The organism is Methanobrevibacter ruminantium M1, assembly GCF_000024185.1.
Lineage (GTDB): Archaea > Methanobacteriota > Methanobacteria > Methanobacteriales > Methanobacteriaceae > Methanobrevibacter > Methanobrevibacter ruminantium.
On sequence record NC_013790.1, the window covers coordinates 1810046 to 1823753 of the forward strand.

Annotated in this window: 10 protein-coding genes; 1 reads left to right on the plus strand and 9 read right to left on the minus strand. The window is 32.4% G+C overall.

Features of this window, described 5'->3' with window-relative positions; translation table 11 throughout:
- Positions 1 to 270: 270 nt before the first annotated feature.
- The 7 genes from bsh to MRU_RS06870 form a co-directional block, all read right to left on the minus strand.
- Positions 271 to 1248: a choloylglycine hydrolase gene (bsh, locus tag MRU_RS06840; RefSeq protein ID WP_012956167.1), complete on the minus strand. Its 978-nt coding sequence runs from the start codon at positions 1246 to 1248 to the stop codon at positions 271 to 273.
- Between the two features lie 153 nt (positions 1249 to 1401).
- The gene (locus tag MRU_RS06845; RefSeq protein WP_012956168.1) at positions 1402 to 1947 is read right to left on the minus strand and encodes a flavodoxin family protein; all 546 of its coding nucleotides are present in this window, start codon (positions 1945 to 1947) and stop codon (positions 1402 to 1404) included.
- 392 nt (positions 1948 to 2339) lie between these two features.
- Positions 2340 to 3116 (minus strand): MIP/aquaporin family protein, encoded by a 777-nt coding sequence (locus tag MRU_RS06850; protein ID WP_012956169.1) that lies wholly within the window; start codon positions 3114 to 3116, stop codon positions 2340 to 2342.
- Between the two features lie 206 nt (positions 3117 to 3322).
- Positions 3323 to 4819 (minus strand): DUF2193 domain-containing protein, encoded by a 1497-nt coding sequence (locus MRU_RS06855; RefSeq protein ID WP_012956170.1) that lies wholly within the window; start codon positions 4817 to 4819, stop codon positions 3323 to 3325.
- Between the two features lie 617 nt (positions 4820 to 5436).
- Positions 5437 to 6063, minus strand: a complete 627-nt coding sequence (upp, locus tag MRU_RS06860) for a uracil phosphoribosyltransferase (RefSeq protein WP_012956171.1) — start codon at positions 6061 to 6063, stop codon at positions 5437 to 5439.
- Positions 6064 to 6651: 588 nt separating this feature from the next.
- Positions 6652 to 7839 carry a uracil-xanthine permease family protein gene (locus MRU_RS06865; RefSeq protein WP_012956172.1) on the minus strand — a complete coding sequence of 396 codons (1188 nt, stop codon included), beginning with the start codon at positions 7837 to 7839 and terminating at the stop codon, positions 6652 to 6654.
- Positions 7840 to 8344: 505 nt separating this feature from the next.
- A complete protein-coding gene (locus MRU_RS06870; RefSeq protein WP_012956173.1) occupies positions 8345 to 8824 on the minus strand; it encodes a GNAT family N-acetyltransferase in 480 nt (159 codons plus the stop codon).
- A 240-nt stretch (positions 8825 to 9064) separates the two neighbouring features.
- On the opposite strand from MRU_RS06870, the gene MRU_RS06875 reads away from it, so the two are divergent.
- Entirely contained in the window at positions 9065 to 10789 is a 1725-nt protein-coding gene (locus MRU_RS06875; RefSeq protein WP_012956174.1) for a glycosyltransferase family 39 protein, read from the plus strand.
- A gap of 296 nt (positions 10790 to 11085) precedes the next feature.
- On the opposite strand, the gene MRU_RS06880 is transcribed toward MRU_RS06875, so the two are convergent.
- Positions 11086 to 11820 (minus strand): DUF11 domain-containing protein, encoded by a 735-nt coding sequence (locus MRU_RS06880; protein WP_012956175.1) that lies wholly within the window; start codon positions 11818 to 11820, stop codon positions 11086 to 11088.
- A 373-nt stretch (positions 11821 to 12193) separates the two neighbouring features.
- Positions 12194 to 13648, minus strand: coding sequence for a dihydrolipoyl dehydrogenase family protein (locus MRU_RS06885; protein ID WP_012956176.1), 1455 nt, complete (start codon positions 13646 to 13648; stop codon positions 12194 to 12196).
- Positions 13649 to 13708 lie beyond the last annotated feature (60 nt).

Consider the following 13708-nt stretch of genomic DNA (forward strand, 5'->3'; position numbering starts at 1 on the left):
GGACAAATCCTAATCCAAATCACCGTTAAAAACAAATGATCCAAATAAAATATAAAAAGGACAAAATCCTAATTCAATTCACCATTTAAAAACAAATGATCCAAATAAAATATAAAAAGGACAAAATAAATTATTTTGAATCTTTTTATTTAGGATAAGTTATTAAATATAATTTAGTTTCATAGTATAAAAACTTTTTGAAAATCTTTTGGAATATTAAAAATTAAAAATTAAAATAATTTAAAAAATTAATTAAAATTAATTATGAAATTAATTAATAAAGTTAATCTGTGCCTCATTAATCAAAGGATAAATTATCAATCCATCCCCATCAAGATCTTCCCTATTTAAATCTACAGCAGTTATCTGATGATTGTCATAGGTTTTATAATATAAAATACCCTTGTTTGTATTATAGCAAGATGAATAAATGGTATATTCATATAAATCAGGGTCATTGATAAATGTCAATCCTTTTTGCTGCTCAACAGAACCTAGAATGTGGAAAAATTGAGAGACACTTTCGCTTTCGCTTGTGCCGGAAAATGAATTTTCCTTTGTGAATGCCACCTTAACAAATCTGGATGCTGATGACAAGTCACCTGGAAGTCCGATTGCTCCCATTCCCCTGCTATAGTCATCCAAATTGAGATTCTTAGAGAAAGTGTTTTCAGGTGTCTTTACTGACAAGTTCCTATAATCGTTTAAATTAAACAGCTGCATATCAAATTTAGGATTGTTGGTTAAAACTCCTACAGGATTGTCATATACCTTCAAGCCGTCTTCCAAAGGCTCTACAATTATAGATGAATCCTTATCGGAAATCATCCAATGAAGAGGAGACAATGGAAGGTTTTCGGAATAATTGATATTCACTAAATTAAGATTCTGAAGCAATTCTTTTACATCTTCAACACTATCTGCTTGAGATAAGAGGTAAGGGATGAATTCAAATGGAGTAACATTAACCATATCCTCTTCCATTTCCCTATATATAGCATTTCCTGCAAAGTTAAGACCTGCAATAGCAACCCCTTTCTCATTGCAAGCATCATAGTATAAAGGATACTCGTCAATACCTGCAGCAATTCCAATAATTGCATAATGGGATTTCATATCATCTATTTTTCTATATTTAAATTCATAATTTCTTGGAGTTATGCAAACTCTTTCCTTGTATGAGATTTCATAATCAAAGTTTCTGCCAAAATAATGGTTTTCTGTTAAATATTCACTTGCTGTACACATAAATAAGCCTCCTAAGATAAATTAAGTTAATTAAGTTCTAAAATTTAAAAACTTTCCCCAGCATAGTTTTAAAAGTAAAAAAAATAGTCCGTCTTTCAAAAAATAAATAAAAATTTTGGTCAAGGTTTTTCACCCGAAGGCCAAAAAAGCTTGCTAGAACTTTTTACCCAACTCATAAGCTTCTCTCAAGATCTCTGGCTTATCCTTTACATCACCTGGGAACTTTAAATCTCCAGCATCTATTGCTCCAATAAATTCCATTTCTGTATTGTTTTGGAAAGGCTGGGCAATGGTCAATTGAAGATAAGCATCATAATCCCCAGGATAAGCATGAGTCAATACAATAGCTGCCTTTGCATCTTTTGAGAAGCTTTTATTTGGATTGTTGAAAATGCTATAGAACCTATCCACTATTGTCTTTGCTTGAGCAGACATCTGACCGAAATAGATAGGACTTGCCAATATAACGCTTGCTCCATCTGCCAATTGGTCTATGATTTCAGTGCCGTCATCTGTATAGCGACAGTCCTTGCCTTTACGGCATAGCTCACAACCACTGCATGGAGCAATATCCAAATCTTGAATAATGTATTTAATCACTTCATGGCCGTTTTCTTCTGCTCCTTTTGCTATTTCGTCAACGATTGCTTCACAGTTACTGTGTTTTCTAGGACTTCCTATTAATGCTAAGATTTTCATGAAAAACACCTATATTTATGTTTTGTGATAATAAAAAAATATTTAATTCTATTTATGTTTTAAAAATTATTTAAATATTAATATAAATAATTAAGTTATTTTAACTAAAGCAATTGTATAAAAATAAATTTATTAGAATTAAAAAACATTCATGGAAATGACATTTTTTAAAAATTAAAATGAAAAAAGAGATAGAAAATGAAATTCAATGTAAATTAAAGAAATATATAATGTTTAAAGAAAATTTGAATAGAAAAAAAGAAAAATAATCAGTTAAGAGCATTTATACCTATAAAAACTTAAATCAAACTTTTAAAAAAGCCTCAATTACTCCCAACTGAGATAAAAATTTTTTATCAAGGTTTTTTGGCCGTAAGGCCAAAAAAGCTTGTCTATTCTTCAAAGAAAGGTTGTGGCAATGCACATGCATCATTGCCTTTAGCTAAGTATCCATATAATATTGCTGCAAGGACTGCACCTACTATAGGACCAATCAAGTAAATCGGGAAGAATCCCCAGAAATTGGTTCCGCCAAGCAAGGTGTCCATCAAGTAAGGACCAAAGGTACGTGCAGGGTTGATTGAAGCACCGGTGAATGCACCTAAAACGATGATTACAGCTGCTACAGTCATACCGATTGAAATACCTGCAAATCCAGGTTCTGCCTTTTCATCAACAGCAACGCCCATTACAACAAGCATAAGGAAGAAAGTACCTATACATTCGGCAATCAAAGCAGGAAGATATCCCACTCCCATACCTGGAGCGGTAGCACCTAATCCTCCAATTGTTACAGCTTGAGCTCCTAAACATACATATAGCAATAAGCTTCCTAAACATGCTCCAATTACTTGGGCTACAATGTAGTAGATACTGTCAATTGCAGAGATGTTTTTGCTTGCAAGGAGTCCTATTGTTACTGCAGGGTTCAAGTGTGCACCTGAGATCTTTCCAAACAAGTAGATACATGCCATTACAGTTAAACCGAATGCTAATGCAATAGCTATCCAATCTCCAAGACCGCCGAGCAATCCGATGCCAGCTTTTCCTGGAGTTACGCTATCAGAAATAAGTAAAGTTACAACAGCAGCTCCGGTACCGAAGAACACTAGGAAAAAGGTACCTATAAGCTCTGCTATGAATTTTTTTCCTATATTACAAGAAGCCATATTTTCCCTCCATAATTATTTTTTTAAATAAATCACTTCAAATAATCGTAAAGATCATAATTGTTTTTAGGCCTAAAACAATTAAAACATCTTAATTTAGATGAAAATTAACTAAATTAAATGTTTAAATAAATAAAAAAAATAATTAAGCTAAAAAGCTTAATTATAATTAATTTAATTTTAAATTGATTCTAAATCAATTAAATCTATACAGATTCTTTCCATTGACAGTATTCGTGTTTTGCATCAATTATGCAAGAAGCACAGTTTTTACATCCTCTTACAGGAGAACCAGGAACTTCCTTATTGAGTGCAATGATGTTAGTCATCATGGTTGCAGTTACAGGTTCAGGAGTAAGGAGACATGGATAGTCTGCAAGTCTCATGAGTGAGGAGAATCTTACTGTAATTCCACAAGCAGGATAAGTGTATCTTTGTGGGTTCATGAGAACTTCATTATGGGTGATTGCTCCTAAGTCAACAGCAAATCCATTGACTTTAGGTACAAGGTCGATTTTTGCACTGCTTCTTGCTTTTCTTGCAGCGCTTATGTAAGTGGAACCTCTGTGAATCATGTCCATAAAGTCACAGTTGTGCAATTCTGCAGCTGCTCCTCTGGTAGGATATTGTTGTACAAAGTTGTGGAATCTTTTGGTTAATAAGTCTACAACCATAGTGGAATTAAATCCATCTAATTCAAGAATGTACTCAGTAGCACATGCAGTTGAACCGGTAGCTAAGTTCAAGACTTGTGATGGATGCATAAATTTGCCAATGTTGTCTTTCAAGGAAGCTTCCATTACTTTAGCAGTTGCTTGAATAATAGCTAAAGTCACGTCATCCTTACACATGTTGTAGCTTGCTTGACCGATGTGGTGACCAATGTCCCCTACACAGTATGCAGGTACGGTTACGATATTACCATAATGCACGCCATCATCCATAGCAGCTTTGACAACAGGTCTCATTTCTTTTTTGTATCCTTCCATAAATGCTCTTACATCAAATGAAGAGTGTCCTGCATCGTCCATTAATTTACCTTGAGCCTCTACAGGTTCCTTATAGATCATTTGCATTGATTCAACTTCTTTTGCAGCTGCTTCTGCTGCAGTTGCACCGTTTTCAATTGCATGAGCAAATGAATCACCAATACCATAGGATGTGTTCATACCCCAAGATTTGGCAGAGAGGATTGCTTGTTTGTGCATTACAGGAATGTGAATGGTCTTCAAGATTTGGTTTACTACATTGGAAGTGCTTCCTGGCATCAAAGCAAAGTCCACTACACAGGTAGGACCATAGAATCCACCGTAACGGCGGACGGATTCTCTTGTAATCAATGTTTCACTGTCAGCAATAGCTTGAATAAATGTAGCCATACTGTCTGCAAATTCACCGTCTTCCTCACATAGGATTTCAAGTATAGGAGGAGTTTGGTAATGTTCAATAAATGGATCGTCTTCAGGTCTGATGGTTTCAGCAACGGAAGTCAATACCTTGTAATGGCTTTCCACAGATTTCTTGTGCAAGTCAATTACAGATTTTGCTTGTCCGTCTATACAGGTCATTCCAGCTACAGCATCTGCATAAGGTTTTGCATCAACAATCTTAAAGTCGTTGTATCTATTTGCACTAATTACATCAATATCTGCTTGCAATGCAGCTACTGATTCATTAATCATTTTTTCATATAATTCTTTCATATTTACACCACATTATATAAAAAATTCGACAACCAAAGTTTATTTTATTTAAAAGGTTAAATTAAATTAGCTTATTTTAAAAGGTTAAATAAATTAGTTTATTTTAAGAAATAAATTAAATTAATAAAGATCAAGCTCAAATAAGCCAATTAAATTAATTTACTTAAGAGGTTAAATTAAAGTAATTTATTCAAAAGGTTAAATTAAAATAAACAATCCAAGATTAAGATTATATTAAAAAAAGATTAAGAATATTTAATACTTAATAAAGATAATAATTCATCTTTATTTTTTTAAAATATTGAATAAAAATCTGAATAATATAATCTTCTCTTATATAATAATTATTTTAGATGATATATAAATTTATTGAAATGATTCTCAATTGTATTTGAAAAGATAATTTTGAAAAGATATAAAAAGAATAGGGAGAGTTTAAAATTAAAATAAAAGTAATAAAAGAAGGAAATTAGAATAAAAATTGATAAATGAAGATTAAACTAAAAAGAAGAATTAAATAGTACATTAGATAATAAATAAAAGAAGAGATTAAACAAAAAAAGAAATAAAAATTTTGGTCAAGGTTTTTTGGCCGTAGGCCAAAAAAGCTTGCTTGATTATTTAGTACCATAAATCCTATCTCCAGCGTCACCAAGACCTGGAACGATATATGCATTAGGATTTAAGTGCTCATCAACTGTTGCACAGTATATCTGAACATCAGGATGATTTGCTTCAAGAGCCCTGATTCCTTCAGGGGCTGCAACTATGCATAGGAACTTGATTTGCTTTACCCCATCGGCCTTTAGCTTGTCAATGGTTGCAGATACGCTTCCTCCTGTTGCAAGCATAGGGTCAATAATCATAGCTATCCTATCTCCGATTCCATCAGGCATCTTATAGTAATATTCAACAGGTTCAAAGGTCTCTTCATTCCTATAAAGACCTATATGACCTACTTTAGCATTTGGAATCACATTGATGATTCCTTCAACCATACCCATACCTGCCCTTAGGATAGGGACAACTGCATAATTGTCTTCATTCAGCTTGCCTGTCTTCATCTTAGCAAGAGGAGTTTCAATTTCTGCCTCTTCAAGCTTTGCGTCTTTGGTTGCTTCATAGCATAAAAGAGTGGATATTTCTGTAACAAGCTCTCTGAATTCTTTTGTACCTGTGTTTACATCTCTTAAAATAGCCAATTTATGAGTTATTAATGGATGATTTAAAACTATTTCATTCATATTATATCTCCATATTTAAGTTGAAACTTTATTGATTATATTTATGTATTAAATAAGTTAAATAACTTATTATTTTAATCTGCAATATTAGAAATCAATGATTGAATGAACTGTATATTAAGAAATTCATAAACAAAATATCTAAGAAAGTAAAATGAAATTAGAATAAAAAGTAGGAAAAAGAATCAGAAAAAGAATACCTAAAAGAATTAAAACTCTAAAAAAAAGAATCAGAAAAAAGAAAAAGAATACCTAAAAGAATTAAAACTCTAAAAAAAAAGAATCAGAAAAAAGAAAAAAATACCTAAAAGAATTAAAACTCTAAAAAAAAGAATCAGAAAAAAAAGAAAAAAATACCTAAAAGAATTAAAACTCTAAAAAAAAAGAATCAGAAAAAAAAGAAAAAAATACCTAAAAGAATTAAAACTCTAAAAAAAAAAGAATCAGAAAAAAAAGAAAAAAATACCTAAAAGAATTAAAACTCTAAAAAAAAAGAATCAGAAAAAAAAGAAAAAAATACCTAAAAGAATTAAAACTAGAAAAAAAGAAAAAAAGGATTAAAAATTAATAAAAAGAAAAGAATAAGAATTATTTAACTTCAGGAACAAATTTGTTATCTTCTTTTCTTTCTGGAATTATCAAGTTAAGGATTACACCAGCAATAGCAGCAAGAGCCATACCAGAAATTGACACAGATAAGTCACCTTGAGCAACGGACAAGGTAGCTCCACCTAAACCTAAAACCAACATGGTAGCTGCTACAACAATGTTTTTGTTATTGTTGAAATCAACTTCCTCTTGAATCAAGAGCTTTACACCATTTACTGCAATGAATCCGTAAAGAAGAATAGCCACACCTCCGATAACAGGGTTAGGCATAGCGGCAAGAAGTGCAGTCAAGTGTCCGGAGAATGCAAAGATAACTGCAAACACTGCAGTAAGACCGATAACATAGATTGATGCAACTCTTGTAAGACCTACAACAGAAGTGTTTTCACCGTAAGTGGTGTTAGCTGGCCCACCGAGGAGCGCTGCAAAGAAGGTAGCAAGACCGTCACCAAGAAGGGTCTTGTTCAATCCAGGGTCCTGAATCAAGTCACGTCCAATGATTTCCCCTAATACCTTGTGGTCCCCAACATGCTCTACCATTGTTACAAGAGCAATCGGAACTATTGTAAGAAGAGCTGTAGGATTGAAGCTGTAGTTTATAAACGGCATATAGAACTCTGGAACTTCAAAGAGGCTTGCTGAAAAGAATCCTGAAAAGTCAACCATACCTAATAACGCTGCAACGACATATGCTACAATAATACCAATGAGGAAAGGAATAACCTTCAATACTCCTTTTCCACGGATTGCTATTACAGCAGTGGTCAGGAATGCTGCAAGAGCCACAATAATGTTATTGATTGGAACTACAGCCTGATCAAGTCCTATTTCCTGAATAGCGGTAGGGGCCAAACAAAGCCCAATAACCATAATCATAGGACCTACAATTACAGGAGGCAATAGCTTATTGATCCATTCCTTACCGGTGGCCCTGATGATAATTGCAATTGCAACATAGACCAAACCTACAACCATCAATGCTGAGAAGATACTTGATTTTCCGCCGATGGCATATCCGGCAACCATAGGTGCAATGAATGCAAATGAGCTTCCCAGATACACCGGACTTCTATTCCGTGTACAGATTACATAAATGAGTGTACCTATCCCAGAAGTGATTAAAGCAACTGGAACAGATAGCACAGGTTCGCCAACAGTTGAATTCACTACAATCGGTACTAAAATTGTTGCACCGAAAATAGCGCATAAAACGTTGAAGAGATAATAGAATCCACTCTACAAGAGGTGGCTTATCCCATAAATCATAAATCATATCGCTTTCTTCACTCATTATATCACACAAAAAACCTGTGAAAATAAATTAAAAATTTTATTAATATTAGAAAATGAAAAAAAATAAAAATTAATAAAACGATAAAAGTTAATTTATTATCATATTTATTTTTAGCAATACACTTATTAAAACTTTATTGAAATTAAAAAATGATATAATATTTTTTAAAAATCAATTGGATTTTTTAAAAGAAATAGTAAAAAATTAATAAAAAAATGGATGATTTAATAAAATTTAAATTATATTATTGAAAAAAATGAATAAATATTCAAATGCATAATGAAAAAAATGAAATAATGAAAAAAAGAACCTAATGATTAAAACAAAAACAATGAAAAAAATTGAAGAAATGAAAAAAATAATAGGTGAAAAATAAATTTAATCCTCATTAATGAAATCCTCTAGTTCTTGGCCTGTAAAGTGAAATACATTCCAATCCTTCTGTTTTGCACCAATGGATTTATAAAAGTCCTTGCTTGGCTGATTCCAGTCAAGGCATGTCCATTCGAATCTGCCATATCCTCTCTCCTTTACTATTTTAGCAAGCTCACGAAGAAGAGCCTTGCCATAACCATTTCCACGATATTCAGGGTCTATGAAAAGATCCTCAAGGTGCATGTTGACATTAGCGATATATGTTGAAAAGCTAAGGAAGAAAAATGCAAATCCTATTTCCTTTCCATCTTCAAGGGCAAATATGACTTCCGCTTGTTGCTTATCAAAAATCCAGTATTTTAATGCTTCCTCTGTAGCGATAACCTCATCCAATCTATGTTCATAATCTGCTAATTTCTTAATGAATTCTAAAATTAAAGGCACATCCTCTTCGCTAGCGTTCCTAAATGTTAATTTAGCCATTGTTAATCTCCAATTATAAGAATAATGATTATTATAATATATTTTATTTTAAAAAATATTTAAACATTATTTAAGAAATAACTCAACCTAAATTAAAAGAATAACTAAACCTTAATAAAAAAAAAAGCCTTACAATGATTGACTTAAAAATAGAATTTCTATCTATTCAAAAGCAATAAAATAAATCAAACTTAACCCATAATAGTTACTTTTATATTAAATAAATAAAATAGTAATATTGTGTATATCAAAAGCTTTTTTAATGATTTGAACTTGACCAAGAAGGATGGCATATATCTGCTGGCATTGACTGTTTTTTCAATTCTCTATACAGTCCACCTAATCGATGTAAACTATACCCTTAACTTTAAATCAGACCCATTTGTCTATTTAATTAACGGTTTAGTCTATGCTGGAATGCAGGGCCATATAGAGAACTATTCCTATGGAATGTTCCTAACACCTGTCGTATCATTCCTGACATCACTTCTCTTTAGAATGGGAATAGTGGACAAGATAGCAATAATGATCGTTAGCGGAGTCATAAGCATCCTTGGTGAAATTGGATTGTACCTACTATTTAAAACCAAGTTCAATGAGGTCTACTCCTTTTTCGGCTGCATCCTATTTGCAAGCTTCCACATAGTCCTCACAATCTGGGGCGGGGGAGGCATAGACATTCCAGTATGCGCCTTCAGCATCATTACATTCCTATTCATGGTATTGGCAGTTGACAAAAACCCTAAATACTACATTCCAACTTCAATATTCCTGATTATATCAATATTCACAAAATATGATGCATTATTCATAATACCTATATTGTTCTTATACTACCTAACTAAACATGACTTCTTCAATCTTGTGGATTTGGCATTAAGCGATAGGGATGAGCTTAAGATAGTTATTAAGAACTATATAAAAAGCGAAGAGTTTAAATACATTGTAATATCTCTGATTATAGCTGTTGTCTTATTTATACTGTTTTGTGAAGTGATATGGTCATATGGAGCTAATCTGACATTCCTGACACAATCTCAAGAGTCTCTAAACGGATTCAACAGTGCAAAAGCAGCGAGAAGTCATTTTTACTATAACGATAAGAAGTTCTATATAAGAAATCTCTACACTTTCTTCTATCCTCAAATCAGCCAAGAGTTTTCATTGATCATTCCTGCAATCATAGCAATCGGAACAGTGTTCAACTTTGCAAACATAATCAGAAGAAGAAAGGAATACCCTATGGTGAGAGATTACAAGACACCTCACTTTAAATACCTGTTGGTAGGGCTTATAATAATCCTAATTCCAATAGCTATCATCGGATTTAAGTATATCTCACATATGGTGACTAATGTTGCACTTCTAACCATCTGCGTATGCCTTCTATCGCTGGCAGATAAGTTCGATATAGATAAGAGGACCTTCAATCTGGACATATTTTTCCTAGCTTGGATTTTTGTCTTTGCAGTCTTCTTCAGCTTTATCACAATAAAAGGACAAAGATATCTGATTATAGCATTGCCTGCTGTAGTCTATTTTGTCTTAAGGACAATAGAAGAGATATTTAATAAGTTCAAGGATTCAAATATCCTTAAGATAACTTTAATAATCATTGCAGCGATAATTATTGTCTATTCCCTTTCATTCACATTCACTGACGGAAACTTTGACACTGAAAGAAACAATACCGCAATCCAAGAGGTATACGACTATTTGGTTGAATATGACCCTGACTATCTTAATAAGAATTTAAGTTCAGACTATTCATATGGATCCCGTTTTGGAACCTGGACCCTTAAAAAGGACGTTCGTTATGTCAAGCTAGGGGTGATAGACCAGTCAGAGAGTGATTATCTGATTGTAAAGCATGACAATGTAAGTCTTGCAAATTATACTGAGATTTATAGGGCTGGAAAGATCAAATTATATCAAAATAATATGTATGATAATTCCTCAATATGAGAGAATTGAATAAAAAGGGTTGAAATTATAAAAAAAGAATCAAAATCTCAAGATTATGAAAAAATAAATCATAAAACAAGATAAAAACAATAAAGAATTGAGATATTGAAAATATAAAAAAAGAAATTAAAAACCATAAAAAGAATTGGATATTGAAATTATAAAAAAAAGAAATAAAAAACCATAAAAAGAATTGGATATTAAAATTATAAAAAAAAGAAATTAAAAACATAAAAAGAATTGAAATCTTAAGATTATAAAAAAAAAGAAATATCTAATCTTAAGATTTTAAAAAACTATTTTTTTCTAGTATTTAAACCTAAAACTGTCAATAAAGACAAGATAAGTAAAAATATCGGATTTCCTACACGAGGTAATTGTTTTGAATGTATAACTTTTTCAAAATGATTGTCATCATCATCTTCCACATCAATTTCTTCTTCCTCGTAACATTCATCCGGATCGATAATATCTGTATCGCTTGTTAAATTAGCCTTATTAACCTTTTCACCTGTAGTAACTGCCTTTGTAACGATTTTTAAATACTCTTTCTCACCGACTTTCAAGTCCCCGATTTTCCAAATGCCAGTTTCAGGATTAAATTCTCCCTTTGTGACAGTATGGCTGACATACTCTAAGCCTTCAGGCAATTCGTCATAGACTTGAGTGTTTTCAGCATCATAAGGACCATAATTTTTAGCTTCGAGAGTCCAAGTAACCAACTCGCCAATCTTGACATTTTCCTTATCAGCATCGTTATCCAATTCTAAATTAGTAGCTACACCTTCATTTGGATTAGAAGAGACATCAGATTCATTATTTTCATCACCTGATGAAAGAGTTTCAGTTTCATTGCCGGAATCGCCATCTGATTCCCCATCACTTAAAACTTTTTCATCAATATTAGACTTTTCTAAATCATCTGATTCTACAGAATCAACTTGAATGTCTTCAATTTCAATAGAATTTAGATTATCTGCTTCAATGGAATCGTCAATTGAATTCAAATCGTTTGCACTAACAATAGACAAACAGGATAAAGAGATTAATAAGATTAAAAGAATAACTGCTCTTTTAATAAAATCTCCTCCGAATTTTTAAATCTAATAATTATGAAAGTAAATTAAAAATCACATTTCAATCATTTGAAAGTAATATTTAATCAAAATTTATCAAAACTCTAGATTTATTAAACAAATTGATAAAGAATTAATCTTTAATGAATATTATATAAAAACATATATTTAAACTTATTCTAAACTAAACAAAGCACGATTTAAAGATTTTTATGAAAATCATACAATTTAACTTATAATATTTCAAATTAAAAATTATGAAAATCATAGAATATATCGAATTTGAATTTATGAAATTAAACCTTAAAATCAAATATAAAAATTATTCCTAGAACTTATAATGAATATTATGCAATTTATACAAACAAACAGAACTGCTTGAAGGGAATGCATAAATCATATTATCAAGCTCTTCAAGAGTAATCTTTTGATTGATTATAAAAGTAAACATATTTGCCACGTTTTCAGCATCTGCAGCATATATTTCAGCACCAACTATATTTAAATCCTTATCTACAATGACCTTTGCCTCTGATCTTGTGTCATTTTTAAGCTCAAGGGAATATGACTTTCCATATCTTATCCTATGGACATCATATTCATCGCTTTGTTCTGCAATATAGGCTGGAACACCTACTGTTGCTATTCTAGGGATTGTGTATGCAACTGCCGGAACAACAGGATAGACTATTTCCTCAGCATCCCCTAACAATGCCTTTCCAAGATATTTGGACTGATGGATTGCAACAGTCACAAGCTTTGCAATTCCAGTATCTGCAATATCTCCGCATGCATAGATATTAGGTACAGCAGTCTGCAAATAGTTATTTACCTTTATTCCGGCTTTTGTATAATCCAAGCCAACATTCTCAAGGCCTATTGTATCCACATTGGCTGTTCTTCCCATAGCTGCAATAACATAGTCGCCGGTTAAGCTAAGTCCGCTATCACAGTTGACAGTGAATGCATTTTCATAAGCCTTATTGTCCACCTTTGCATCTGGGTCCCTTAAATCATCATCAGTATTCTGAGCGTTTTCGAAGATATTAACTCTCTCCTCTGGATTTTCAATGACCACAGAATCATCCTTAATGACTTCATTTACAGTCTCATTGAAGTGGAATCGAATGTTCTTTTCCTTTAGGATCTCGATTACATTTTGAACATAAGGCTGATGGAAGAATTTCAAGGCCATGTTTCCTCTGATGATCACATCCGCTTCAAGCCCTGCCTCAGCAAGGATTGATGCAAACTCCATTCCAACAAAGCCTCCTCCAATAATGATTGCATGTTTAGGAAGCTCTTCAATGTCTAAAAAGTCAGTGCTGTCATGAAGATACTCCTTTCCCTTAATGTCAGGAATGATTGGCTTTAAGCCAGTACAGATTACTATCTTATCTGTTGTGAATGTCTTATCACCAACTCTCACTGTATGCTCATCCACAATGTATCCTTCCCCATGGGCAACATCCAAATCATATTCCTTATATTTGCCGTCCAAGAAAGGAGCCATGTTTGCTATTCTTTTTCTTTTGAGCTTCATAAGGGCAGGCCAATCCACTTCAAAATTGCCAGACTTGCCATAGCCTTCAAAGTTATCTGCAAATGCCTTGATTTCATATGGAGCATCAAGCAAGGCCTTAGAGTTACAGCCCCTATTAGCACATGTACCACCATATAAGCTTTTTTCTATAATTAGAATCTTCAGACCCTCTTTTCTCAAGAACCTAGCACCTTGCCAAGATGCATTTCCGCTTCCAATGTATATTACATCATAATCCATAATATTCCTCTTAACTATTTTTATTTATAAACTCTTATTAGCAATTGGTTTGATTAAATA

Coding starts and splice junctions, on each gene's coding strand:
- MRU_RS06855 (WP_012956170.1), bottom strand. CDS start 4,819: ATGAAAGAATTATATGAAAAAATGATTAATGAATCAGTAGCTGCATTG.
- MRU_RS06845 (WP_012956168.1), bottom strand. CDS start 1,947: ATGAAAATCTTAGCATTAATAGGAAGTCCTAGAAAACACAGTAACTGT.
- bsh (WP_012956167.1), bottom strand. CDS start 1,248: ATGTGTACAGCAAGTGAATATTTAACAGAAAACCATTATTTTGGCAGA.
- MRU_RS06850 (WP_012956169.1), bottom strand. CDS start 3,116: ATGGCTTCTTGTAATATAGGAAAAAAATTCATAGCAGAGCTTATAGGT.
- MRU_RS06885 (WP_012956176.1), bottom strand. CDS start 13,648: ATGGATTATGATGTAATATACATTGGAAGCGGAAATGCATCTTGGCAA.
- upp (WP_012956171.1), bottom strand. CDS start 6,063: ATGAATGAAATAGTTTTAAATCATCCATTAATAACTCATAAATTGGCT.
- MRU_RS06870 (WP_012956173.1), bottom strand. CDS start 8,824: ATGGCTAAATTAACATTTAGGAACGCTAGCGAAGAGGATGTGCCTTTA.